This is a genomic window from Nocardioides sp. NPDC047086 (genome assembly GCF_040643685.1).
Lineage (GTDB): Bacteria > Actinomycetota > Actinomycetes > Propionibacteriales > Nocardioidaceae > Nocardioides.
Map to the genome: position 1 here is coordinate 1 of NZ_JBEYUV010000001.1, position 23,672 is coordinate 23,672.

Sequence of the window (23,672 nt, forward strand, 5' to 3'; positions counted from 1 at the left end):
TCATCCCCACCTTCCTCCGAGTTGACCCCGGCAGTCTCCTATGAGTCCCCAACCGAATTGCTGGCAACATAGGACGAGGGTTGCGCTCGTTGCGGGACTTAACCCAACATCTCACGACACGAGCTGACGACAGCCATGCACCACCTGTACACCGACTAAAAGGGGCTACATCTCTGCAGCTTTCCGGTGTATGTCAAACCCAGGTAAGGTTCTTCGCGTTGCATCGAATTAATCCGCATGCTCCGCCGCTTGTGCGGGCCCCCGTCAATTCCTTTGAGTTTTAGCCTTGCGGCCGTACTCCCCAGGCGGGGCGCTTAATGCGTTAGCTGCGGCACGGAACCCGTGGAATGGATCCCACACCTAGCGCCCAACGTTTACGGTGTGGACTACCAGGGTATCTAATCCTGTTCGCTCCCCACACTTTCGCTCCTCAGCGTCAGGATACTCCCAGAGAACCGCCTTCGCCACCGGTGTTCCTCCTGATATCTGCGCATTTCACCGCTACACCAGGAATTCCATTCTCCCCTGAGTACCTCTAGTCTGCCCGTATCGAAAGCAGGCCAGGTGTTAAGCACCTGGTTTTCACTCCCGACGCGACAGACCGCCTACGAGCCCTTTACGCCCAATAATTCCGGACAACGCTCGGACCCTACGTATTACCGCGGCTGCTGGCACGTAGTTGGCCGGTCCTTCTTCTGCACATACCGTCACTTGCGCTTCGTCTGTGCTGAAAGAGGTTTACAACCCGAAGGCCGTCATCCCTCACGCGGCGTTGCTGGATCAGGCTTCCGCCCATTGTCCAATATTCCCCACTGCTGCCTCCCGTAGGAGTCTGGGCCGTGTCTCAGTCCCAGTGTGGCCGGTCACCCTCTCAGGCCGGCTACCCGTCGAAGCCTTGGTGAGCCATTACCTCACCAACAAGCTGATAGGCCGCGAGCACATCCCAGGCCGAAAAACTTTCCACAACCAGATCATGCAATCGGTTGTCGTATCCGGTATTAATCACCGTTTCCGGTGGCTATCCCAGAGCCTGGGGCAGATTACTCACGTGTTACTCACCCGTTCGCCGCTCGAGTACCCCGAAGGGCCTTTCCGCTCGACTTGCATGTGTTAAGCACGCCGCCAGCGTTCGTCCTGAGCCAGGATCAAACTCTCCGTTGAAAAACAACACCAAACACACTGTAAACAACATGCTTGGAAAAAGAGATGCCCTGACAGGAGACACTGACATGTTCACCAGTCCCGAAAGACTGGATAATTGCCAGAATCAATTGTCAAAGAAACCATCAACCATCATCCCCTTGGGATGTAGGTCAACGGGGCATAACAAACTAATTCGTCGACTATGACACACTGTTGAGTTCTCAAGAATCACACGCACACCGGTAGATTTCAGACTCTCGTCCCAGCCAGTCCGGTGACTGCTTTATTCGCTTTAAGTTCCTGCTTTGTTCTTCGTGCTGAACCCTACCAGGCTTTCTTTCGCTTAAGCAATTCGGCGTTTCTCACGCTTTCCTTGCCAGCTCCAGACCCTTTGGCCGGTCCTGCCTCGCAGACTTTATCAGAGCCACTCTCGCTTTACCAACTCGGCGCTTTCGCGCTTTCCGCTGGATTAGCAGTTGTTTCTCTGCTTTGTCTTTCCGGACTTTAGCGGAGTGTTTCTCGCTTTCGCAATTCGGCGCGTTCCGCGCTTTCTCGCTGAAAGTTCGAAGCTTTATCCGCTTCAGTCCTGGAGGACTTTAGTGGCTTTCGCTCTAATCACCAATTCGGGAAACCCGCAGTGTTTATCGCTTAAACCTGCCCACTCATGACCGCGCTGATCTGGTTGGACCAGATCCGGCTGAGGCTCCGTCGTCGATTCGAAGATCAACATCTAGAACACCCTGGCTCGAGCGATGCTCGAAGAGTGGAGGTGGCCGCTCCGGGGCCGGAAGCCCGCCCGAAGACTCGCGCTTGCTTCCCGCCGCACCCTGGCGACTCGGAGAACACTACACACACCCTGGCGCCGTTTCAAATCGCCAGGGCAACTTTTTTCGTGCGATGTTCTGGCCTCCACTGTAGACCCCCGGAACAAGGCCCGTGGCCCGTTCACAACACACGGCGCCAGAGGCCTTGCGACCTGTCGGTCAGGCGGGCGTGAAGAGCTCGACCGGGTTGCCGGCCGGGTCCTCGATCAGGGCCTGGGCACCACCCCGGCCGTCGATGCGGCTGGTGCGTATCCGCGCGCCGGCTTCGCTCAGACGCCGGAGCTCCTGGTCGACATCGGACACCTCAAGCTGGATGCGGCTCCAGCCACCGGGGCTCGGAACCTTGCCGTCGTCGGCAGCCTGTCCGGCACCGCCCGCGCCGGGGGTGTTCAGCATCAGCCGCAGCCCGTGGCCCTCGAGCATCGCGAACCCGCCGGCCTTCGGGCCGACGTCCTCGAACCCGAGCTCGCGATAGAAGGCGACGGCGGCAGGGATGTCGTCGACGATGTAGCGGAATCCGGGAACCATCTGTCTCTCCTCTCTGCAACACTACTGTTGCATAGTAGGCTCACGGCATGGCTTCTCGTCAAGGGCGTACGGATCCCCGAGTGGTACGCAGCCGGGAACGGGTGCTCGAAGCGGCGCTCGCCGAGCTCGCGGAGCGGGGATACGGCGGGTTCAGCATCGACGGCGTGGCGACACGTGCCGCTGTCGCCAGGAGCACCATCTACCGACTCGGGCACGACCGGCTCAGCCTGGTCGCCGCAGCCATGGAGACGCTCAACGTGCAGCCGCGTCCGGAGGCCGGCGGTCAGGACCCGCGAGCCGATGTGGTCGCGATCGTCGCCCACCTCGCCTCCGCCATGCAGTCCTCCCTGATGTCCGACTGTCTTCCCGCCGTGCTCGACGGCGCCGAGCGTGACCCCGGACTGCGGGAGCTTCATCACCGCTACAGCGCGCAGCGGCGTACGCGGCTGGTCGATGCGCTCACCCGGCTGCGGGATGCGGGACATGCTGTCAGGGATCCGGAGCGTGCGGCGGAAGCGCTCGCGGGCGCGGTGTTCTATCGCCGGCTGATGACGCCGGAGCCGCTGCGTACGGACGAGGTCGAGGGGCTGGTGGCGACCGTTCTCGGAGAGCGGTGATCCGGCAGCCGGGTCAGCCGACGCCGATGTGCTGGTAGTCGAGGTCGATCAGGGCGACGGCGCGGTCGCCGTACGCGTCGACGTCACGGGGATAGGGCGCGCCCGTGTATCGGGCGGCGATCTCGTCGATGATCGGCCAGCGGGTCTCGTCCTCGACCCAGCCGACGACGCGGCCGCGGAGGATGACCGGCATGAAGTCGTTCTCCTGCGGTGCCAGGGAGAGCGCGATGCGCGGGTCGGTGCGGAGATTGCGGTACTTGCGGCCGCGGTTGCCGGTGAGGAAGACGACGCGGTCGCCGTGGGTGCCGACCCAGACCGGGGAGGTGCGTGGGGCACCGTCGGGGCCGATGCTGGCGACATGGGCCAGGTTGGTGCCCTCGAGGAAGGGGCGTACGTCGGGGTTGATCATCGTTCTTCTCCTTGCGGTGGTCAGCGGATGACGCGGTAGTGGAGGTGGGTGACGCCGGGGGCGGGGACGACGTCGACGATCTCGAGCGAGATGTGCTCGGGGAGCTCGTTGAAGAAGCGGCGGCCGGAACCGAGGAGCACCGGGACCTGGTGGAGGACGATCTCGTCGACGAGGCCGACCTTCAGGGCTTCGGTCACCACGCCGCCACCCATGAGCCCGATGTCCTTGCCGCCGGCCTGCTTCTCGGCGAGGGCGACGGCGTCCTCGATGGTGGCGGCGAAGGTCTGGCGCTCATGGGTCGCGGGAGCGGGACGATGGGAGAGGACGACCAGCGGGGCCGTGGGGTGCGGCGCACCGCCGTTGTCCCAACCGGAGTCGTCATAGGTGTTGCGGCCGGCGAGGCTGACCCCGTCGCGCGCGGCCAGGGCGTCGAAGACACGAGCGCTCGGCTCGGAGAGCTTGAAGCCGTCGAAGACCTGGCTGGGAGTGTCGCCGTCGAAGTACCAGTCGAAGAGGACGCCGCCGTCACCCAGACCGCGGCCGGGGCCGGGGTCGCGGCCGGTGATGAAGCCGTCGACGGAGACCGAGAGTGCTGCGAGGACCTTGCTCATGATCGCTCCCTGAGGGTTGGAGTTTCCTGAAGAGACTCAGTGACCGTAGCACTCTGGGTTCCTTCAGGGAACCCCAAATGGTAGATTCGGATCCATGCAACGTACGAACTTCGGTGACATGGCCTGCTCGATCGCGCGGACGCTCGATGTGATCGGGGAGCCGTGGTCGCCGCTCGTGCTGCGCGACATCTGGGTCGGGATGAACCGGTTCGACCAGATCCAGGCGGATCTCGGGATCTCGCGGAAGGTCCTCACCGAGCGGCTGGCACATCTGGTCGAGCACGGGGTGCTGGAGAAGCGGGCCTACGACAACCGGCCGCGCTATGAGTACGTGCTGACGCAGAAGGGGCGCGAGCTGGTCGACATCCTGATGGTGATGGCTGGCTGGGGTGACAGGTGGCTCGCGGGCGAGGCCGGGCCGCCCGTTCTCTACCGGCACCACGCGTGCGGGGAGATCGGGCACGTCGATCTGCGGTGCTCGCACTGCGGCGAGCCGATGCACGCCGACGACGTCGAGGTGCTGCCCGGACCGGGCGCTGCGACGCAGCCGGCGTCAGCGGGGTAGCGGACCGGTGTAGGCCTGCCGCGACTTCTCCACCGCGGGCATGTTCGCCTCCGACCAGTTGCCGACGGCGGCGAAGACCGGCTGCAGGCTGCGGCCGAGGTCGGTGATGTCGTACTCCACCCGCGGTGGGACCTCCGCGTGGTAGCGGCGCTCGACGAGGCCGTCGCGCTCGAGCTGGCGCAGACGCTGGGTCAGTACCTTCGAGGAGATGGTGCCGAGGCGGCGCTCCAGCTCCACGAAGCGCTGGGTGCCGAACTCGTGCAGCCTCCACAGGATCGGGGTGGTTCAGCGGCTGAAGATCAGCTCCACAGCCGGCGTGATCGGGCATGCCTCGATCGGCTCGTCGGTGCTCGGACGCCAGGTCATGTCGCTCCAATACTTACCTTGGGGAACCCAGTGTATCGAGGGATCTAACGTCGTCGCACAGCTAGATCCCAGACATGGATGGAGATCCTGCGTCCGGGCGGCTTCGCGAGCAACGCTCTCGCCTGGGTGCCGATGGTCAGGGAGACGAGCGCCGTCCAGGCGCCGTTCGGTGACATCGCGCTTCCCGTGGTCGACCCGCTCGACATCGCCGAGGTCGCCGCGGCGGTCCTCACCGAGGACGCTCATGCGGGGCGGACGTACGAGATCACCGGGCCGGTCCCGACCACACCTCGCGAGCGGGTCGCGGAGATCGCGGCGGCGACCGGGCGACCGCTGGAGTTCGTCGAGCTGACCCCGGCGGAGGCGCGCAGTCAGCTGTCGGCGTTCATGCCGCCCGAGGTGGTCGACGGGACGCTCGCCATCCTCGGGAACCCGACCGCCGCCGAGCAGGCGGTCAGCCCGCACGTCGGGCAGGTGCTCGGCAGGCCGGCACGCGGCTTCGGAGAGTGGGCGCGGCGGTTCGCCGCTGCGTACGCCTAGGTCAGACGCCGCCGGCGGCGCCGAGCTCCAACAGGGCTGCGCCGTCGATGCGGTGGACCTCCCACTCGTCCTGCGGGACGGAGCCGAGGGAGCGGTAGAAGGCGATCGACGGCTCGTTCCACTTCAGCACCCACCACTCGAGGCGGCGCCAGTCGTTCTCGACGCAGATCTCGGCGAGGCGTACGAGGAGGGCCTTGCCGGCGCCGGCCCCGCGGTGCTCGGGGTCGACGAAGAGGTCCTCAAGCCAGATGCCGTTGCGGCCGGTCCAGGTGGAGAAGGTGACGTACCAGACCGCCATGCCGATGACCGCGCCGTCGTCCTCGGCGATGAGGCAGCGGGTGGTCGGGGTGCCGGCCTCGGGGAAGAGCGCCGCGGTGAAGTCGGCCTCCGTCGCCTCGACGGCGTCGGGCTCCTTCTCGTAGTCGGCCAGGGCGTGGACGAGGCGGAGGATCTCGGGTACGTCGGCGGGATCTGCCTCGCGGATGATGACGGTCACGGGGCCGATCCTAAGGCTACTGACGAGTTGGGGAACAAGCGTTCTAGCGAGACGCAAACGCAATCGCAGCGCAACAAGGGCTACCTACGTTGCGGGGCGTCCCCAACAGATTGGATCCCCCACATGACGCAGACCCAGTCACGTCGGAACTTCCTGCGCAATGTCGGCCTCGCCGGCGGCGCAGGTGTCATGGTGCACAGCATGGGTGCTCTCGGGCTCACCTCGGCGCACGCCGCGGAGACCCCCGGCTTCACTCCTCCCAAGCCTTCCGATCTCGCCCGGGCCGGCAGCAAGTCGGTCGTGATCCTCGGCGGCGGCATCGCCGGGCTCACTGATGCGTACGAGCTGCTCAAGGGTGGCTACAAGGTGACCGTGCTCGAAGGCCGCGAGCGGCCGGGCGGTCGCAACTTCACCGTCCGCGGCGGCACCCGGGTGACCGATCTGAACGGGGTGACGCAGGTCGCCGGGTTCTCCAAGGGTCAGTACATGAACGCGGGCCCGGGCGGCTGCCGCAGAGCCACATCACGCTGGACTACTGCAAGGAGCTGGGCGTCCCGATCGAGGCGTTCACCAACCAGAACGCCAACGCGCTGCTCTACTACCCCGGCGACCACGGCATCGGCGCGGTGCAGATGCGTCAGGCCAAGGCGGACACGTACGGCTATGTCTCCGAGCTGCTCGCGAAGGCGACCGACAAGGGGGCGCTCGACGAGGAGCTGACCGCCGCCGACAAGGAGGCGCTGATCTCGTTCCTGAGGAGCTTCGGCGACATCGGCACCAAGGCCGAGGGGTACGCCTACACCGGCTCGAGCCGCGCGGGCTACACCGTCGAGCCGGGCGCCGGGCAGGAGTCCGGCACCGAGGTGGCGCCCGCCGCGATGAGCGCCGTCCTCGCCGCCGGGCTGGGGCAGTACTTCTCCTTCGAGTTCGGCTACGACCAGGCGATGATGATGTATCAGCCGGTCGGCGGCATGGACGCGATCCCACACGCCTTCGCCAAGGCCGTGGGGGCGCGAAACATCCGCTACGGGGCCGAGGTCGTCGAGTGGAACAACACCTCGACCGGCGTCTCGGTGGCCTACAAGGCTCGCGGCAGGACCGAGACCGTCGAGGCCGACTTCGCGATCAACTGCATGCCGCCGCAGATCGCGGCCAAGGTCCCGCACAACCTCGGCGCCGACGTCACCGCGAGCCTGAAGTCCTTCGGGCCCTCGAACGCCGGCAAGATCGGGATCGAGTACGACCGGCGCTGGTGGGAGGAGGACTTCCGGATCTACGGCGGGATCACCAACACCCGCCTCGACCTGCGCAACATGTGGCACCCGTCGTACGGGTTCAACGGTGACAAGGGCACGATGATCGGCTACTACAACACCGGTAGCGCGGCCGACACCTATGGTGCGCTCGCCCCGGCCCAGCGGCTCTCGCGCGCGGTCGACATGGGCAAGCAGATCTTCGGGGACGTCTACGGCGAGGGCATCACCGCCTCCTACAGCCAGGACTGGAAGACGCAGAAGTTCTCCGAGGGAGCCTGGGCCTACTCGACGACGGCCGACACCGATCCGCTCTACACGCGGCTGCTGGACGCCACCGGCAACACGTACTTCGCCGGTGACCACCTCAGTCACGCCGTCGCCTGGCAGCACGGCGCGATCACGGCCGCCCGGGCGGCCGTCGAGAAGCTGCACGCGCGGGTGACGGCATGATGTCGCCGCGTACGAAGGTGCTGGCTGTGGTCGCGTTGACCGCGGCTCTGGTCGCTCCGACGGCGGCGGTCGCCGGGAGCAAGTGGTCGGGCGCTTCTCATGGGCACCGTCCGCCGCGTGGTGGGGAGACGATCTCGGTGCTGCCCGCGGGTCAGGACAACCCGTCGATCGCCAACGGCGTCGCGATCGGACCGGAGGCCGCGATCTACAAGACCAGCGGGCTCGGTCCGTCCCAGCTCAACACCGGGGCGAGCGGCGAGGCGGCCTACATCGACACCGCGGTGTTCCCGGGTGGTGAGCTGCCGCCGGGTGTGACCATCACCGAGGCACAGGGGATCAACGTGCTGCGCCGGATCGGGGAGAACGTCGAGGCGGCCGGGCTCTCCTACGACGACGTGATCACGATGCGCGTCTTCCTGCAGAACCCCGCGGGCGAGGCGAAGATGGACTTCGCGGGCTGGAACCGGGCCTACCGGCAGTTCTTCGCGAACACCTCGGTCTCGACGGGCGAGGCGGTCCCGGTGCCGCTGGGCTCGGCTGCGCCGGCCGCTCCGATGGTCGTCAACCCCGCCCGGCCGTCGCGGTTCGCGCTCGAGATCGAGAACCTGCCCGTGGACGGGTGGCTCGTCGAGGTGGAGGTCGACGCGGCCTATCCGGTGAAGCGGAAGTAGCCCCGCACAACGAGATCGCCCTCTCCGAGCAGTGCTCGGGGAGGGCGATTCTCGTGCAGCTCAGACGGTGGTGGTCAGAGCTTGGAAAGCTTGGGGAAGGGGCTGGCGATGCGCACCAGTCGGGGACCGAAGTCGACAGTGACTGCGGCCGTTTCTTTGTTGACGACCCGACCCAGGCCGAAGGAGTCGTGGGACACCAGGTCCCCAGACTCGAACTGCTCAATGACCGGCTCGGGATCTGCCTTGAAAGGACTCGCGGCGAAGTGTCGCCGCCGGGGGGTTGAGGTAGTCATCCCTTCGAGTATGTGCCCTACCACACGGATAAGGGAATGCACAGGTTGGTCACAATGGCCCATCAGATGGCCTATCAGAGCGTTTCAGGCAGGTGTGTAGTCGGCCTTGTCGTAGCTGGCGCTGCGGCGGTAGCGGGCCGAGATGCTGGGCCAGTTGGTGGTGATGCGGCCGTTCTTCTCGCGATACCAGGAGGTGCATCTGCTCCAGACGCTCTCGGCCAGCTTGTCCTGGATCCGCGCGTCGTACGCCTCCTCGACCTCCGCGCGCACCTCGAGCGGCCCGGCGTCGGCGACGTGGTCCGCGTACCGGCCGAGGTAGCGGGCCTGGGTCTCCAGGAAGAAGATGATCGAGCCGCCGCCGGTGTTGGTGTTGGGGCCGTACATGATCAGCAGGTTGGGGAAACCCGGGACGGTCATGCCGTGGTAGGCGTGGGCGCCGTCCTTCCAGTGAGTGTGCAGGTCGCGGCCCTGGGTGCCGCTGATCGTCATCGGGGCGAGGAACTCGGTCGCCTTGAACCCGGTGCCCCAGATGATCACGTCGACCTCGTGGTGCTGACCGTCGGCGGTCGTCACGCCGGTCGAGGTGATCTCGACGATGTCGTCGGTGATGAGGTCCACGTCGGGCTGGGCGAGGGCCGGGAGGTAGTCGTCGGAGAAGAGGACACGTTTGCAACCGATCGGGTAGTCGGGCCAGACCTTCTCGAAGAGGCCCGGCTTGGCAGCGGTCTGAGCCTTCATGTGGCTCTTGGACCAGGCGAGTACGGCCACTCCGAACGGCTTGAAGTGGAAGGTCGTGGTGAGCCACTCGGCCTGGACCCAGATCTTCGCGCGGTTGAGGAGCTGCAGGATGGGCTGCGCGGCATCGGACCGCTCGTAGTCCTTGCGGGGAACGATGTAGGGCGCCGAACGCTGGAAGAGGAGCACCTTCGCCGCGTCCTTCCGCACCTCGGGCACGAACTGGATCGCGCTGGCGCCGGTGCCGATCACCGCGACGCGCTTGCCGGTGAGGCTCAGGTCGTGGTTCCACTCGGCGGAGTGGAAGGCCTCCCCACGGAACGTGTCCGCGCCGGGGATGCTCGGGATCGAGGGCCGGGAGAGCTGGCCGACGGCAGGTACGAACAGGTCGACCGTCTCCGTCTCCCCCGTGCTGAGGTCGAGCTGCCACGTCTTCGCCTCGTCGTCCCAGCGGGCCGCGATCACCTCCGTGTGGAAACGGATGTGGCGGCGTACGTCGTACTTGTCGACGACGTGGCGGATGTAGTCGAGGATCGCGGGCTGGCGGGAGAACTTGTGGGGCCAGTGCGGGTTCGGCTCGAAGGAGTAGGAGTAGAGGCTGGAGGGTACGTCGCAGGCCGCGCCCGGGTAGGCGTTCTCCCGCCAGACGCCGCCGACGTCACCGGCCTTCTCGAACACGACGATGTCGTCGTGGCCGCGCTTCTTGAGCTCGATCGTGGCGGCCAGGCCGCCGAAGCCGGTGCCGATGACTGCGATACGCAAGAGATCCTCCGAGGGCCGGGAGCGACGGTGTGACCTGGACCATACCGGGAGAATGTGAGTCTTCGCGAGCGGATCGAAAGGTAAGAAGTGGGACGCTCGCTCGTCATCGCGTTTAGGTTCGGCTAACCTAAACGCATGATCGTCTGCCAGTGCCGAGTCGTCACGGACCGTGACGTCGACGCCGCGCTGGCCGACGGGGCGCGTACGGTCAGCGCGATCTGCCGCTCGACGGGCGCCGCCCAGGACTGCGGCTCGTGCATCTTCTCGGTGAAGAAGCTGGTCAGCCGGCATCTCGAGCAGGAGTGCACGCACCTCGCGGCCGACGGCGCCGCCAGCTGACGGACGCTACCGGCCTCAAACTGAGTCTGTCCTCACTCCCGGGGTGCCGTGCGAGTATCGGGAAAGATCCCGTTACCGGAGGTGCCTCATGCAGCCAGTTGATCCACGCGTCGTCGAGCTCCTCAACGAGGCGCTCACGTTCGAGCTCACGGTCACCAACACCTACTTCCTGCACGCTCGGATGCTCGACAACTGGGGCCTGCCCAAGCTCGGGAAGGTGTTCTACGACCTCTCCATCGACGAGATGCGCGACGCCGACGACCTGATCAACCGGATCCTGATGTTCGACGGTCACCCCAACGTGCAGCGCCTCAACGCCATCCAGGTCGGTGAGACCGCCGAGGAGATGCTCTCCCTCGCCCTGGCGAGCGAGCGCGCCGCGGTCGCCCAGTTCAACGCCGGCGGCGAGGAGTGTCACCGGCTCGGCGACCACGGCACCGCCGCCGTCTTCGAGGAGATGGTCCGCGACGAGGAGAAGCACGCCGACTGGTTCGAGTCCCAGCTCGACGCGATCGAACGCGTCGGGCTCCAGGCGTACCTGGCCCAGCACGTGGGCGCGGGCGAGGGACCCGGCTGAGCAACCGGGCCCGTCACCCTCCGCGTCAGGCAGGCGCCATGTCGTCGATGCAGAGGATGTTGTCCTCGCTGTCCTTGAACCAGGCCGCGTGCCCGGCCTCGCCCATCCCGGCGACGTCACCGTCCCAGGTCACCCCGGGCATGTCGTAGTGCTCGAAGCTGACGCCCTTGGCACCGAGGTCGTCGACCTCCTTGCGTACGTCGGCCACGTGGAACTGGGCGATCGTGTGACCGGCCTTGCCCGCATGTTCGGTCTCGTAGAGGTGGAAGGACGTCCCGCCGGTCGTCGTGTAGACCAGCCCGCCGGGGTTCTCGTCCGCCGGCTCGAGCCCGAGCTTGTCGGCGTAGAAGCGGCGGGCCCGCTCGAGGTCGGCGGCCGGGATGTTCGCCATCACAGTGCTGTCGGTCAGCATCACGGGCCTCCTCAGGCGCTCTCGAACCACGGGTGGTGGAGGTCGTAGAAGGTCGCGCCCTTCATGGCGTAGTCGAGCTCGCGGCGTACGTCCTCCGGTGGCTCCATCTGCTCGCCCTTGCGCGCCTCGGCCTCGCTGGTGAACGCGACGGTGTCGATGAAGCTGCCGTCCGCCTCGATCGCGAGGGTGCCACCGAGGATCTCCGGGCGCGCCTCGTGCAGCTGGGTGGTGTCGGCCATCATCGCCTTGAGCCGGCTCGGGTCGTCGACACGGCCGCGGATGATCTGCACGAACCCGGCGTCGTCGGAGCCGCCGTCGAGCAGCAGCGTGACGTCGTCACAGTCGTGGAACTCCATCGGCCCGTCCATGACCTCGGCCATCTTCGCCGCCCACTCGCCCTGCTCGGGGCGGTCGGAGTTGGCCATCGCCATCTCCCGGGACTCGAAGCGGACCACCCCGATGAGCTGGCCGTCGTCGGTGAATCCGTAGGTGCCGCCCAGCCACCCGCTCGCGCTCGGCGCCAGGTCTCGACGCCACTCGTCGAGCAACTGGTGAGCCTCGTCCTGCCGGGTACAGGGACCCTGGATCATCTGGATGAACATCGCTGCCTCCTCGGTCGTCGGTGTGCCAACGGACCGGTCGAGGCAGTTGCCGGGCCCCGGCCGGGCCCAATTCGCAACGTACGTCCTCGGGGTCGCCCCGCACATACCCCATACAGGCGTTTTCAGTAGACGCCGTCAGTCGGCGCCGTCAGTCGACGTCGACCCAGTTCAGCGTGCGGTCGACGGCCTTGCGCCAGCCGGCGTACCCGGACTCGCGCTGCTCCTCGCTCCAGGCCGGCTTCCAGCGCTTCGACTCGTTCCAGTTCTGGCGGAGCTCGTCGGTGTTCTTCCAGAAGCCGACGGCGAGCCCGGCCGCGTAGGCGGCACCGAGCGCGGTGGTCTCGGCGACCACCGGACGGCTGACCTCGACGCCCAGGACGTCGGCCTGGATCTGCATGCACAGCTCGTTGACGGTGACACCGCCGTCGACCTTGAGCACCTCGAGGCGTACGCCGGAGTCCTTCTCCATCGCGTCGGCGACATCGCGGCTCTGGTAGCAGATCGACTCCAGGGTCGCGCGGGCGATGTGGCCGCTGGTGTTGAACCTGGACAGGCCGACGATCACGCCGCGGGCGTCCGAACGCCAGTAGGGCGCGAAGAGGCCGGAGAAGGCGGGAACGAAGTAGACGCCACCGTTGTCCTCGACCTCCTTGGCCAGGGTCTCGGACTGGGCCGCGTTGCTGATCACCCGCAGCTGGTCGCGCAGCCACTGCACCGCGGAGCCGGTGACGGCGATCGATCCCTCCAGGGCGTACGTCGGGGGCTGGTCACCGAACTGGTAGCAGACCGTGGTGAGGAGGCCGTTCTGGGAGCGGACCAGCTCCTGGCCGGTGTTGAGGAGGAGGAAGTTGCCGGTGCCGTAGGTGTTCTTGGCCTCGCCCGCGTCCAGGCAGACCTGGCCGACCATCGCCGCCTGCTGGTCGCCGAGGATGCCGGTGATCGGGATCTCGCCCTTGAGGGGTCCGTTCGCGAGCGTGGTGCCGTAGGCGTTGGGCTCGGAGGAGGGCCGGATCTCGGGGAGCATCTGGCGCGGGATGTCGAAGAAGCCGAGCAGCTCGTCGTCCCAGTCGAGGGTCTCCAGGTTCATCAGCATGGTGCGGCTGGCGTTGGTGACGTCGGTGACGTGTACGCCGCCGTGGGGGCCGCCGGTCAGGTTCCAGACGACCCAGCTGTCGGTGGTGCCGAAGATGGCGTCGCCTGCCTCCGCGGCCTCGCGGACGCCGTCGACGTTCTCCAGGATCCACTGGATCTTGCCGCCGGCGAAGTAGGTCGCGGGCGGGAGACCGGCCTTGCGGCGGATGATGTCGCCACGCTCGTCCCTGTCCAGGGCGGAGGCGATCCGGTCGGTGCGGGTGTCCTGCCAGACGATCGCGTTGTAATAGGGGCGACCGGTCTTCCTGTTCCACACGACCGTGGTCTCGCGCTGGTTGGTGACGCCCAGCGCGGCGATGTCCTCGTGGGTCAGCTTCTTGCGGTTGAGGGCCGTCTGGATCACCGAGCTGGTGCGCTCCCAGATCTCCACCGGGTTGTGCTCCACCCAGCCCGCCTGCGGCATGATCTGCTCGTGCTCGAGCTGGTGGCGGGCGACCTCGTTGCCGCCGTGGTCGAAGACCATGCAGCGGGTGCTGGTGGTGCCTTGGTCGACGGCTGCGACGTAGTCGGGCATGTCGGTCCTTTCGGTTTCTTTGTTGTCCGGGGCGATCGGTGGTCAGGCGGCGGCGGGCAGGTCGCTGGTCTCCTCAGCCTCCTCCTCGGCAGGCAGGAAACGTGCGATCAACACCTTGTACGCTCCGGCTCCGATGAGTCCACCGACGAGCGGGCCGAGGATGGGGATCCAGAAGTAGAGATCGCCGGCGGCCGTCACCCAGGCTCCGTCGTAGCCGGTGACGAAGGAGGCCAGGCGCGGTCCGAAGTCGCGGGCGGGGTTGATGGCATAGCCGGCGTTGGTGCCCCAGGCCATCCCGATCCCGACGATCACGAACGCGATCGCGACGGGCGCGAACCAGGCGATCGGCGCCGAGTTCTTCGCGTCCGTGATCGCCATGATCAGGAACAGCAGGATCGCGGTGCCGATCACCTGGTCAGCGAAGGCGGTGGTGAGGCTGATGCCGAGCGCGGCGTCGCCGTTGCCCGGAAGCGTCGAGAAGATGCCCTGGGTCGCGTGGGTGTGGCCGGGGTCGACGCTGGCGATCGCGTCGCCGTAGGCCGCACGCACGATGAGAGCCCCGACGAAGGCGCCCAGGATCTGGGCGACGCTGTAGGGCACCACCTTGCGCCACTCGAAGTCGCTGAAGACCGCCATCGCGAGGCTGACGGCCGGGTTGAGGTGGGCGCCGCTGATCCGGCCAGCGGTGTAGATGCCCAGCATCACCCCGATCCCCCAGGCCCAGGCGATCGAGTCGTGATCACCCAGGCCACCGTCGCCGGTCACGACCTGAGCGACCACACCGACGCCGAAGAGGATCAGGATCATGGTCCCGGCGAACTCGGCGCTGAGCTCTCCGATGAGCTTCCTGTTTGCCTGCATGCGCTGCTCCTGCCGTGTGGGGGTCTGGCGGACCTCAGCACCGTAGGGAAACGTGATGGGCGTCACAATGTCGTCCGTTCAGCATTGTCGAACGCTGCCGTGTTTCACCGGGTGGCACCCACTGGCCCCCGGATCTCCGAACCCGGTGTCGGGTATTTGTTCGGCCCCTACGCTTTTACCCGATGTCTCGGACCGTGCAATCCGTCGAGCGGGCGGCCGCGCTGCTGCGCGTGCTCTCCGCCGAGAGTGAACCGATGCCACTTGGCCGGCTGGCAGCCGCCGTGGGGCTGGCCAAGCCGACGGCGCACGGGTTGCTGCGTACGTTGGTGGAGGCGGGTTTCGTCGACCAGGAACCGGCCACCGGGCGCTACCTGGTGGGATCCGGGCTGCTCCATCTCGGGTCCGTGACGCTGGACCTCAACGAGCTGCGCTCGGAGACGCTGAACTGGGTGGACACGCTGGCAGCGCGTACGGGCGAGGAGGCGCGGATCGCGGCCTACCGCGAGGGATCCGCGGTCGTGGCGCACCATGTCATCCGGGCAGGGCCGGGGATGCAGGCGATGGACACCGGGCGGGCGCTCCCCCTGCACGCGACCGCCCTGGGGAAGGTGCTCGTGGCGTTCGATCCCGGCGCCGCCCGCAGCATCGTCGGGCAGCGGCTGGACCGGCTGACGTTCCGGACGATCACCGACCGCACGGCGCTGCTGCGCGCGCTGGCGGACACACGCGACACCGGGTGGGCCGCGGCCGTCTCCGAGGTACGACCGGAGCTGGCCGCGATCGCGGCGCCGGTGCGTGACCGCGGTGGCTATGTCGTCGCAGCTGTGGGCATCGCGGGACCGGTGGTACGGCTCTGCGACGCGCGCGAGCTTCCTCGCCACGATCTCGTCGAGGAGGTCGTCGGTGTCTCCCGGTCGATCTCACGGGCGCTCGGTCACGGCCGGGCGGCATGAATCCTCCTCTCTATGTGGCCGCGCTCGATCAGGGCACGACGTCGACCCGGTGCATGCTCTTCGACCGCGAGGGACGGATGGTCTCGCTGGCGCAGCGGGAGCATCATCAGCACTATCCGCGCGCGGGCTGGGTCGAGCACGACCCGATGGAGATCTGGGACATCGTCTGCCGGGTGCTTCCGGAGGCGCTCGCGGATGCGGGTGCTTCCGTGGACCAGGTCGTCGGGCTCGGGATCACCAACCAGCGCGAGACCACGGTGGTGTGGGACCGGCACACCGGCCGGCCGGTCCACCACGCGATCGTGTGGCAGGACACCCGGTCGTCTTCCGTGCTGCCTGCGGTGGCCGCGGACATGCCGGAGGAGGAGATCCAGGCTCGGAGCGGGCTGCCGCTGGTGACGTACTTCTCCGGGCCGAAGGTGCGCTGGCTGCTCGACTCGTCTCCGTCGTTGCGCGAGCGCGCGGAGCGTGGGGACCTGCTCTTCGGGACGATGGACTCGTGGCTGGTCTGGAACCTGACCGGCGGGCCAGCCAACGGGACTTCCGGCGGGGTTCATGTCACGGACGTGACCAACGCCAGCCGGACGATGCTGATGAACCTCGGCACCCTCGACTGGGACCCGGAGCTGCTGGCGGCGATGCGGGTTCCCCGGGCGATGCTGCCCGAGATCCGGCCGACGGTCTCCTCCTTCGGGACCACGGTCGCGCCGATCGCGGGGATCGCGTTGACGGCAGTGATCGGCGACCAGCAGGCATCACTGTTCGGACAGGCGGGCTTCGATCGCGGCGACGCGAAGTGCACCTTCGGCACCGGCGGGTTCCTGCTCCTCAACACCGGCACGTCGCCGGTGCGCTCGCAGCACGGACTGATCACCACGGTCGCGCACGCGATGGAGGGTGAGCCCGCCGCGTATGCGCTGGAAGGGTCGATCGCCGTCGCCGGCTCGCTGGTGCAGTGGTTCCGTGACAGCCTCGGCCTGATCCGCTCGGCGGCCGAGATCGAGACCCAGGCACTGACCGTCGCCGACAACGGTGGCTGCTACGTCGTCCCGGCGTTCACGGGTCTGTACGCACCCCACTGGGAGCCCGATGCTCGCGGCGTGATCGTCGGGCTGACCTCGTACGTCACCAAGGCGCACCTGTGTCGAGCCGTCCTCGAGGCCACCGCCTGGCAGACCCGCGAGGTCATCGACGCGATGAACGCCGACGCCTCGGCGCCGCTGACCCGGCTGGCCGTCGACGGCGGCATGACCGCCGACAACCTCCTCATGCAGACCATCGCCGACTTCCTCGACATCCCCGTCGTCCGTCCGATGGTGGCCGAGACGGTCTCGCGCGGTGCCGCCTATGCGGCCGGGCTCGGGGCCGAGTTCGCACGGTGGCGGCGGGCGGTCGAGCTCGCGATCGGCTGGGGTACCTGAGGAAGCGTGCCGCAGGAAAGATGTCGCGGTGTTGGGCTCAGGTGTCTAGGGTCTTGCCGTGCTCGATCTTCGCCCGGTGACCACAGCTCACCCCCACACCCAGGAGTGACAGTGGATCAGCGGTTGAGCATCGCCGTGGCACAGCCGAGGTGCACGCCTTTCGACGTGGAGGCGAACGCCGCGGCGCATGCGGAGGCCATTCGGGCGGCGAACGCACGGGTGGTGGTCTTCCCGGAGTTGTCGTTGACGGGATACGAGCTGGAGGCGGCGACGGTGGGTCCGGACGACGAGCGCCTGGCTCCCATCGTCGCCGCATGCACCGAGAGCGGGGCGCTTGCCCTGGCCGGCGCGCCCGTGCCAGGTCCGTACATCGGCGTCCTCGCCATCGACGGCAGTGGCGCACGCGTCACCTACGGGAAGGTGCACCTGCACGGAAGCGAGGCCGACCGCTTCCTCCCCGGCGAACCGGCCGTGATCGAGGTCGACGGGTGGCGGCTGGGGCTTGCCCTCTGCCGGGACACGGGCATTCCCGAGCACGCCGCGCAGACCGCAGCGCTGGGCATCGACGGGTACGTCGCTGGAGTCATCCACGCCGACCACGAGGTCGATGTCCTCGGCGAACGCGCCCGCCGGGTCGCGGCCGACCACGGGGTGTGGGTCGCCGCGGCAGCCTTCGCGGGCCCCACCGGCGGCGGTTTCGACCGGACCTCCGGACACTCGGGCATCTGGGCGGCCGACGGGGAGCTGCTGGCGGAAGCGAGCGCCGAACCCGACGAGACCGCGACGGCCGTCGTCAGCAGATGATCGGCCGGGCACTGGCACCTGAACCGCCGACGATCACCCCAGGCGTACGTCCTGCTAGTCCTGGATCCGCTCGAGCTTGGTCCAGCCGGTGTAGCCGCGCTTCTCGACCAGGCGCATGAGGTCGCCGGCGACGGGGACCTGCTCGACGAACATCGAGTCGAGCAGGGCGACGAGCTCGGGCGGCATGGCCTGGTCGTCGTCGACGTAGGCGGCCCAGTCCTCGGGTGAGATCGCCTCGAGCTGGGAGACGATCCGGTCGGCCATGGCCTCCAGGCGGGGGTCTCCGGGGAGCCAGTCGAGCATGGCCTCCAGCTCCTTGTAGGTCCCCACGACCGAGGGGTCGTCGAGCTGGCCGACCTTGCTGCGGATGAACGCCTCCATGCTCTGCGGCTGCTGGGCGGCGACGAGGATCCAGGCGTCGCGCTCGCCGTCGATGATCCGCTGCGGGATGCCGAGCTCCCGCATCCGCTCCAGGTAGGCGACCGCCTCCGGCGGGAGGGCGAGACCGTCACCGTGGACGAGGCGGGCGATCCGCTCGCGGTGGGCCTGGCGCTCGCGGATCTCGAGGCGGAGGCGCTTGTCGATCTCGGCGACCGCCTTCTTGAAATCGTCGTCGCCGGCGTCCAGCAGCTCCTTGACACGGGAGAGCGGGACGCCGGCGTCGGCGAGGATGCGGATCTTGATCAGGTCGACCACGGCAGCGGCGTCGTGGCGCCGGTATCCCGAGTGGTCGCGCTCGGGCTCCACCAGCAACCCTTTGGCGTGGTAGTGGCGCACTGCCCGGACGGTGACCCCTGCGGAGGAAGCCAGCTGGCTGATCGTGAGCATCCCCGAATAGTGACGGGAACGCCCGGGTTTGTCTCGTGGTTTAGGCGAACTTGCGACGGTAGGCGGCGGTGGCCAGGACGTACGCGACGACCAGGAGGCCGACGCACCAGGCCAGTGCGATCCACAGCTCGTTGCCCAGCTCCTGACCGGAGAAGATCGCCCGGATGGAGTCGACGATCGAGGTGACCGGCTGGTGCTCGGCGAAGGCTCGCACCGGGCCGGGCATCGTGTCGGTCGGCACGAACGCCGAGCTGAGGAAGGGCAGGAAGATCAGCGGGTAGGAGAACGCGCTGGCTCCCTCGACCGTGCCGGCGGTCAGCCCCGGGACCACCGCGAGCCAGGTCAGCGCGAGGGTGAACAGGGCCAGGATGCCGACGACCGCGAGCCAGTCGAGCACGCTCGCACCGGTGCGGAAGCCCATCAGCAGGGCGACGAGCACCACCACGACCAGCGAGATCATGTTCGCGACCACCGAGGTCAGCACGTGACCCCACAGCACCGCGGACCGGGCGATCGGCATCGACTGGAACCGGTCGAACATGCCACCGTTCTTGTCCTGGAACAGACGGTAGGCGGTGTAGGCGATGCCGGAGGCGATGGTGATCAACAGGATGCCGGGTAGCTGATAGCTGACGTAGCTCTCGTGGGAGCCGGTGTCGATCGCGCCGCCGAAGACGTACACGAACATGAGCATCATCGCGACCGGCGTGATCGCGGTGGTGACGATGGTGTCGGGGCTGCGGCCGATGTGTCGCAGGGAGCGGCCGAGCAGGACGGCGGTGTCGCCGAAGAATCGGGTGGTCATCGTGACTCCTTCACGGTGTTCGTGCCGGCGGACTTGCCGTTGGACTTGCTCGTGATGGCGAGGAAGATCTCCTCGAGGGACGGCTGCTTCTCGACGTACTCCTGCTTGGCCGGCGGGAACATCGCCTTGAGCTCGGCGAGGGTTCCGTTGGCGATGATGCGGCCCTCGTGGAGGATCGCGATCCGGTCGGCGAGATGCTCGGCCTCCTCGAGGTACTGGGTGGTGAGCAGGACCGTCGTGCCGCTGTCGGCGAGCTCCTTGACGGTGGCCCACACCTCGATCCGCGCCTCGGGGTCGAGGCCGGTGGTCGGCTCGTCGAGGAAGATCACCGGTGGGTTGCCGATCAGGCTCATCGCGATGTCGATCCGGCGGCGCATACCACCGGAGTACGTCGCGACCTTGCGGTTGCCGGCCTCGGTGAGCGAGAACCGGGCGAGGAGCTCGTCGGCGACCGCACCCGGGTTCTTCTGCCGGAGCAGCTTGGCGATCAGGATGAGGTTCTCGCGACCGGTCAGGATCTCGTCGACCGCGGCGAACTGGCCGGTGAGACTGATGGACGTGCGTACGTCCTGGGCCTGGGTGGCGACATCGAAGCCGTTGACCGTCGCCTGGCCGCCGTCCGCCTTGAGCAGCGTGGTCAGGATCTTCACGGTCGTGGTCTTGCCGGCGCCGTTGGAGCCGAGGAGGGCGAAGATGCTCCCCTTCTCGACGCTCAGGTCGACGCCCTGGAGGACGTGTACGTCGCCGTAGGACTTGGTCAGTCCGGCGATCTGGATTGCTGGTGTCGGGTTCATGTCGAACAGCGTCGAGGGTTGACGCTGGGTCAAGGTCAAGCGGAAGTTCCGACCTTTTTCGACGACGCTGATCGAGCCCTTCAGAAGCGCGGGGAACGTCGGTCCCGCGGGGGTGGGTGCCTAGGACGCTCTGCGTGCCTCAGCGACCTTCTGACGTAGCCAGTCAGGGGTGCTCTCCTGGTCGCGCGGAAAGGCTTCGAGGTCGAGGGCGTACATCTCAGGGTTCACTGCGCGGCGCCACAAGGGCTCGTCGTCGCGATTGAACGAGGCGTCGGCCGAGATCTTCTCCCCGTTGCCGTCGATGTCGGTGATGGTCCATTGCCCGGACAACCAGGTGCCCCTCCCGGGCCGGTACATGACCTGCCTGAGCTCCTCGATCAACGGGATGACCACGTCCGGAGGCACGGAGTAGTCGATGTAGCCACCTGGTCGATGGATGTCGATGCGGCCGTCGGAGACGCTCGAGAGGTTGCGGTGGTTGAAGACGACCGCCGTCCAATCGCCGTCGACCTCATCAGGGAGACGGATGGCGATCTGCTCGAAGAGGTGTTCTTGCCGAACCGTCGAAGGAGCGATCACATCGACCACTGACATTGCCGAGCCTTTCGTCGTCGGGGTGTGCGTCCACAGTCACCCGGTCCGGCCCCGGGACACCCGGGTCAGCAGTGTCTCGCAGGATGATGGACAAGTCGATAAATCTGCCCTTTGACTTCAAGTACTTGAAGTTCTTAGCGTCGTTGGTGTGACTGCATCAGCGACTCGGAACTACACGATCCGAGAGGTGGCGACGCTGACCGGACTGCCGGCCAGCACCCTGCGCTACTACGAGACGATCGGGCTGATCTCGCCGGTCAGCCGCGGCGCCAGCAGCGGCCACCGGGTCTATGACGAGACCGACCTGGACCAGCTGACCGGTGTCGCGTGCCTGGCCGCGATCGGCCTCTCGATCGACGACATGAGGACGTACGTCACCAACGGCCGCCTCGGCCGAGACGGCGCCGAGGAGCAGATCGACCTGCTCATCGGCCATGCCGAGCGCCTCGCCCGGGAGGCCGAGCATCTCGAGCTCCGGCGGGCGTACGTCGGTCTCAAGACCGACTACTGGCGAGCGGTCTCCGCGGGCGAGGAGGCCCGCGCCGAGGAGATCGGCGAGCAGGCTCACGCGCTCGCCGACCGGATCCGCAGTCGCGAGAACCACTGATCCACCTATCTCAGACCCCAGGAGTACATCCATGCGCGTCAACGCGTACGCAGCACCTTCCGCTGGCGAGCCGCTGGCCCCGACCACCATCGAGCGCCGCGAGGTCGGCGCGAACGACGTCCTCATCGCGATCGAGTACGCCGGCATCTGCCACTCCGACATCCACACCGTCAACGGTGACTGGGGCCCGCAGCCGTTCCCGGTCGTCCCGGGCCACGAGATCGTCGGCTGCGTCACCGAGGTCGGCTCCTCGGTCACCGCCCACCAGGTCGGCGACCGCGTCGGCGTCGGCTGCTTCGTGAACTCGTGCCGCGAGTGCGACCACTGCCGCAACGGCGACGAGCAGCACTGCTCGACCCCCGGCGGCGGGGTCGGGACGTACGCCGCGAAGGACCGCGACGGCTCGTTCACCCAGGGCGGCTACTCGACCCACGTGGTCGTCGACGCCCACTTCGCGCTCAAGGTGCCCGAGGGCATGGACCCGGCGACCGCGACGCCGCTGCTGTGCGCCGGCATCACCACGTACGCGCCCCTGAAGAAGTGGGGCGCCGGCCCGGGCAAGAGGGTCGCGATCGTCGGGCTCGGCGGGCTGGGCCACATGGGCGTCAAGATCGCCCACGCGATGGGCGCCGAGGTCACCGTGCTCTCGCAGTCGCTGAAGAAGCAGGAGGACGGCCTGCGGCTCGGCGCGGACCACTACTACGCCACCTCGGACCCGGCGACGTTCTCGGCCCTGAAGAACAGCTTCGACCTGATCGTGAACACGGTCAGTGCCGAGATCCCCGTCGACGACTACCTCGGGCTGCTCGACGTGGACGGCACCCTGGTCAACGTCGGCGCCCCGCCGGCGCCGCTGAGTGTCAACGTGTTCTCGCTGCTCACCAACCGCCGCAACTTCGCCGGCTCGATGATCGGCGGCATCGCGCTGACCCAGGAGATGCTCGACTTCTGCGCCGAGCACGGCATCGGCTCCGAGGTCGAGGTGATCTCGGCGGACCAGATCAACGAGGCGTACGCCCGGGTCCTGGCCTCCGACGTGCGCTACCGCTTCGTGATCGACACGTCCACGCTGGCGTGAACCCCTGCGGTCCTAGCCCCAGTGGGCAGGGCGGTCATGCCCTGCGGGCAGGCGGGCGCTCCCGTCTCCTCGCAGGGCGTTGACCTGCGCCTGACCAAGGAAGACAGCCTCAGCAGCCGGCGTCGTCGAGCGCCTTGACCGTCAACTGCCGGCCGAGCTCGATCATCTCGGCGGCGCGATGGAAGTCGAGCGTGCGGGCTGCGTCCACCGGCACGGTGATCAGGACGTCGGGCGGCAGCCCCGCCAGCCGGTAGCGCGCGATCATCTCCTGCATGGCATCCCACGACAGCGTCATGACGTCGGCGACGCGCAGGTCGGGCTGAGCACGGTTCGACTCCGCCCTCGGCGCCGTGGACATCTCGCCGCCGACGCCCAGCTTGCCGCGGAGCCGCCGGAAGACCTTCGTACCGTCCTCATCAGCGGCGACGTCGGCGGAGTTCTCGACCGCCGGCGACTGCGTCCCGCGCTGGGTGCGCCGGCCCTGCAGCGAGACCGCGATGGTCAAGTCGGCCGGCGTGGCGGCGGTCGGATCCATCGGCAGCGGGTTGAGCAGGCCGCCGTCGACGAGCACCCGGCCGTTCCACATCACCGGCAGGAAGACGCCGGGGATGCCGATCGAGGCCCGGATCGCCTTGACCAGCGGGCCGCGCTGAAACCACACCTCGCGGTGCGACTCCAGGTCGGTCGCGACCGCGGTGAACGGGACCGGCAGATCCTCGATGAGCTGCTCGCCCAGCAGGTTCTCCAGCTCCGCGACGACGCCCTCGGCGTTGAACGCACCGCCCGCCCGCCACTTCGGGTCGAGCAGCCGCAGCACGTCGATCTGACGCAGCGCCGTCGCCCAGTCGGCGAACTCCTCGTCCTTGCCGGCCGCGACCAGGCCGCCGACCAGCGCCCCCATCGAGGTGCCCGCGACCGCCACGATCTCGTGTCCCCGCGCCCGCAGCTCCTGTACGACGCCCAGGTGGGCGTAACCCCGTGCACCGCCTGCCCCCAGGGCGAGCGCGACCCGCTTGCCAATCATCGCCATGCCTCCATGATCCCCGATACCCCGCCGGCGATCCG

General features: G+C 67.6%; 28 protein-coding genes, 1 rRNA gene and 1 pseudogene. 13 read left to right on the forward strand and 17 right to left on the reverse strand.

Going from position 1 to position 23,672, the window contains the following annotated elements; translation table 11 throughout:
* Positions 1–1,161, reverse strand: a 16S ribosomal RNA gene (locus ABZ796_RS00005); the annotation flags it as partial.
* Positions 1,162–2,126: 965 nt separating this feature from the next.
* Complete coding sequence (locus ABZ796_RS00010; protein WP_357333490.1) at positions 2,127–2,495, reverse strand: VOC family protein; 369 nt, start codon at positions 2,493–2,495, stop codon at positions 2,127–2,129.
* Between the two features lie 47 nt (positions 2,496–2,542).
* Here ABZ796_RS00010 and ABZ796_RS00015 point away from each other — a divergent pair, with 47 nt between their 5' ends.
* Positions 2,543–3,112 (forward strand): TetR-like C-terminal domain-containing protein, encoded by a 570-nt coding sequence (locus ABZ796_RS00015; RefSeq protein WP_357333492.1) that lies wholly within the window; start codon positions 2,543–2,545, stop codon positions 3,110–3,112.
* A gap of 13 nt (positions 3,113–3,125) precedes the next feature.
* On the opposite strand, the gene ABZ796_RS00020 is transcribed toward ABZ796_RS00015, so the two are convergent.
* Entirely contained in the window at positions 3,126–3,521 is a 396-nt protein-coding gene (locus ABZ796_RS00020; RefSeq protein ID WP_357333494.1) for a TIGR03618 family F420-dependent PPOX class oxidoreductase, read from the reverse strand.
* 20 nt (positions 3,522–3,541) lie between these two features.
* Positions 3,542–4,132: a dihydrofolate reductase family protein gene (locus tag ABZ796_RS00025; protein WP_357333496.1), complete on the reverse strand. Its 591-nt coding sequence runs from the start codon at positions 4,130–4,132 to the stop codon at positions 3,542–3,544.
* 94 nt (positions 4,133–4,226) lie between these two features.
* Between ABZ796_RS00025 and ABZ796_RS00030 the strand changes: the two genes are divergently transcribed.
* Complete coding sequence (locus tag ABZ796_RS00030; protein WP_357333498.1) at positions 4,227–4,697, forward strand: helix-turn-helix domain-containing protein; 471 nt, start codon at positions 4,227–4,229, stop codon at positions 4,695–4,697.
* Here the strand turns inward: ABZ796_RS00030 and ABZ796_RS00035 are convergent.
* On the reverse strand, positions 4,686–4,973 hold the full coding sequence (locus ABZ796_RS00035; protein ID WP_357334136.1) for a helix-turn-helix domain-containing protein: 288 nt from the start codon (positions 4,971–4,973) through the stop codon (positions 4,686–4,688). The two genes, ABZ796_RS00030 and ABZ796_RS00035, sit on opposite strands and share 12 nt — an antisense overlap.
* Before the next feature lie 168 nt (positions 4,974–5,141).
* Between ABZ796_RS00035 and ABZ796_RS00040 the strand changes: the two genes are divergently transcribed.
* Entirely contained in the window at positions 5,142–5,603 is a 462-nt protein-coding gene (locus ABZ796_RS00040) for a hypothetical protein (protein WP_357333500.1), read from the forward strand.
* A gap of 1 nt (position 5,604) precedes the next feature.
* Here ABZ796_RS00040 and ABZ796_RS00045 read toward each other — a convergent pair whose 3' ends face one another.
* Entirely contained in the window at positions 5,605–6,099 is a 495-nt protein-coding gene (locus tag ABZ796_RS00045; protein ID WP_357333502.1) for a GNAT family N-acetyltransferase, read from the reverse strand.
* 201 nt (positions 6,100–6,300) lie between these two features.
* On the opposite strand from ABZ796_RS00045, the pseudogene ABZ796_RS00050 reads away from it, so the two are divergent.
* From ABZ796_RS00050 to ABZ796_RS00060, 3 genes and pseudogenes are all read left to right on the forward strand, one after another.
* A pseudogene (locus ABZ796_RS00050) lies at positions 6,301–6,474 on the forward strand (amino acid oxidase); the annotation flags it as partial.
* A 152-nt stretch (positions 6,475–6,626) separates the two neighbouring features.
* Positions 6,627–7,805, forward strand: a complete 1,179-nt coding sequence (locus ABZ796_RS00055; RefSeq protein WP_357334138.1) for an FAD-dependent oxidoreductase — start codon at positions 6,627–6,629, stop codon at positions 7,803–7,805.
* A complete protein-coding gene (locus tag ABZ796_RS00060) occupies positions 7,805–8,476 on the forward strand; it encodes a Rid family hydrolase (protein WP_357333504.1) in 672 nt (223 codons plus the stop codon). Before ABZ796_RS00055 ends, ABZ796_RS00060 begins: the two co-directional genes overlap by 1 nt.
* A 74-nt stretch (positions 8,477–8,550) precedes the next feature.
* Here ABZ796_RS00060 and ABZ796_RS00065 read toward each other — a convergent pair whose 3' ends face one another.
* Complete coding sequence (locus ABZ796_RS00065; protein ID WP_141790972.1) at positions 8,551–8,769, reverse strand: hypothetical protein; 219 nt, start codon at positions 8,767–8,769, stop codon at positions 8,551–8,553.
* 84 nt (positions 8,770–8,853) lie between these two features.
* Complete coding sequence (locus ABZ796_RS00070; RefSeq protein ID WP_357333506.1) at positions 8,854–10,266, reverse strand: NAD(P)/FAD-dependent oxidoreductase; 1,413 nt, start codon at positions 10,264–10,266, stop codon at positions 8,854–8,856.
* 135 nt (positions 10,267–10,401) lie between these two features.
* On the opposite strand from ABZ796_RS00070, the gene ABZ796_RS00075 reads away from it, so the two are divergent.
* Together ABZ796_RS00075 and bfr are read left to right on the forward strand one after the other, a co-directional pair.
* Entirely contained in the window at positions 10,402–10,605 is a 204-nt protein-coding gene (locus tag ABZ796_RS00075) for a (2Fe-2S)-binding protein (protein ID WP_357333508.1), read from the forward strand.
* An 88-nt stretch (positions 10,606–10,693) separates the two neighbouring features.
* On the forward strand, positions 10,694–11,182 hold the full coding sequence (gene bfr, locus ABZ796_RS00080) for a bacterioferritin (protein WP_357333510.1): 489 nt from the start codon (positions 10,694–10,696) through the stop codon (positions 11,180–11,182).
* A gap of 25 nt (positions 11,183–11,207) precedes the next feature.
* On the opposite strand, the gene ABZ796_RS00085 is transcribed toward bfr, so the two are convergent.
* The 4 genes from ABZ796_RS00085 to ABZ796_RS00100 all read right to left on the reverse strand — a co-directional run bounded on the left by ABZ796_RS00085 (position 11,208) and on the right by ABZ796_RS00100 (position 14,723).
* On the reverse strand, positions 11,208–11,594 hold the full coding sequence (locus ABZ796_RS00085) for a VOC family protein (protein WP_357333512.1): 387 nt from the start codon (positions 11,592–11,594) through the stop codon (positions 11,208–11,210).
* An 11-nt stretch (positions 11,595–11,605) separates the two neighbouring features.
* A complete protein-coding gene (locus tag ABZ796_RS00090) occupies positions 11,606–12,196 on the reverse strand; it encodes a hypothetical protein (RefSeq protein WP_357333514.1) in 591 nt (196 codons plus the stop codon).
* A gap of 148 nt (positions 12,197–12,344) precedes the next feature.
* Positions 12,345–13,862 carry a glycerol kinase GlpK gene (gene glpK / locus ABZ796_RS00095; protein ID WP_357333516.1) on the reverse strand — a complete coding sequence of 506 codons (1,518 nt, stop codon included), beginning with the start codon at positions 13,860–13,862 and terminating at the stop codon, positions 12,345–12,347.
* Positions 13,863–13,904: 42 nt separating this feature from the next.
* Entirely contained in the window at positions 13,905–14,723 is an 819-nt protein-coding gene (locus tag ABZ796_RS00100) for an MIP/aquaporin family protein (RefSeq protein ID WP_357333518.1), read from the reverse strand.
* A 182-nt stretch (positions 14,724–14,905) separates the two neighbouring features.
* Between ABZ796_RS00100 and ABZ796_RS00105 the strand changes: the two genes are divergently transcribed.
* From ABZ796_RS00105 to ABZ796_RS00115, 3 genes are all read left to right on the forward strand, one after another.
* Entirely contained in the window at positions 14,906–15,676 is a 771-nt protein-coding gene (locus tag ABZ796_RS00105) for an IclR family transcriptional regulator (RefSeq protein WP_357333520.1), read from the forward strand.
* Positions 15,673–17,097, forward strand: a complete 1,425-nt coding sequence (gene glpK, locus ABZ796_RS00110; protein WP_357333522.1) for a glycerol kinase GlpK — start codon at positions 15,673–15,675, stop codon at positions 17,095–17,097. The genes ABZ796_RS00105 and glpK (ABZ796_RS00110) overlap by 4 nt, the downstream gene beginning before the upstream one ends.
* Before the next feature lie 123 nt (positions 17,098–17,220).
* Positions 17,221–17,901, forward strand: coding sequence for a carbon-nitrogen hydrolase family protein (locus ABZ796_RS00115; protein ID WP_357333524.1), 681 nt, complete (start codon positions 17,221–17,223; stop codon positions 17,899–17,901).
* A 54-nt stretch (positions 17,902–17,955) separates the two neighbouring features.
* Here the strand turns inward: ABZ796_RS00115 and ABZ796_RS00120 are convergent, their stop codons facing one another.
* The 4 genes from ABZ796_RS00120 to ABZ796_RS00135 form a co-directional block, all read right to left on the reverse strand.
* A complete protein-coding gene (locus tag ABZ796_RS00120; RefSeq protein WP_357333526.1) occupies positions 17,956–18,729 on the reverse strand; it encodes a MerR family transcriptional regulator in 774 nt (257 codons plus the stop codon).
* A 40-nt stretch (positions 18,730–18,769) separates the two neighbouring features.
* Positions 18,770–19,534: an ABC transporter permease gene (locus tag ABZ796_RS00125; protein ID WP_357333528.1), complete on the reverse strand. Its 765-nt coding sequence runs from the start codon at positions 19,532–19,534 to the stop codon at positions 18,770–18,772.
* Positions 19,531–20,328, reverse strand: a complete 798-nt coding sequence (locus tag ABZ796_RS00130) for an ATP-binding cassette domain-containing protein (RefSeq protein ID WP_357333530.1) — start codon at positions 20,326–20,328, stop codon at positions 19,531–19,533. The genes ABZ796_RS00125 and ABZ796_RS00130 overlap by 4 nt, the downstream gene beginning before the upstream one ends.
* 120 nt (positions 20,329–20,448) lie before the next feature.
* Positions 20,449–20,922 (reverse strand): agglutinin cell wall attachment protein, encoded by a 474-nt coding sequence (locus ABZ796_RS00135; RefSeq protein WP_357333532.1) that lies wholly within the window; start codon positions 20,920–20,922, stop codon positions 20,449–20,451.
* Between the two features lie 148 nt (positions 20,923–21,070).
* On the opposite strand from ABZ796_RS00135, the gene ABZ796_RS00140 reads away from it, so the two are divergent.
* Both ABZ796_RS00140 and ABZ796_RS00145 read left to right on the forward strand, forming a co-directional pair.
* Positions 21,071–21,529 carry a MerR family transcriptional regulator gene (locus ABZ796_RS00140; protein ID WP_357333534.1) on the forward strand — a complete coding sequence of 153 codons (459 nt, stop codon included), beginning with the start codon at positions 21,071–21,073 and terminating at the stop codon, positions 21,527–21,529.
* A gap of 31 nt (positions 21,530–21,560) precedes the next feature.
* A complete protein-coding gene (locus ABZ796_RS00145) occupies positions 21,561–22,607 on the forward strand; it encodes an NAD(P)-dependent alcohol dehydrogenase (RefSeq protein ID WP_357333536.1) in 1,047 nt (348 codons plus the stop codon).
* A 109-nt stretch (positions 22,608–22,716) separates the two neighbouring features.
* Here the strand turns inward: ABZ796_RS00145 and ABZ796_RS00150 are convergent, their stop codons facing one another.
* Positions 22,717–23,637, reverse strand: a complete 921-nt coding sequence (locus ABZ796_RS00150) for a patatin-like phospholipase family protein (protein ID WP_357333538.1) — start codon at positions 23,635–23,637, stop codon at positions 22,717–22,719.
* Positions 23,638–23,672 lie beyond the last annotated feature (35 nt).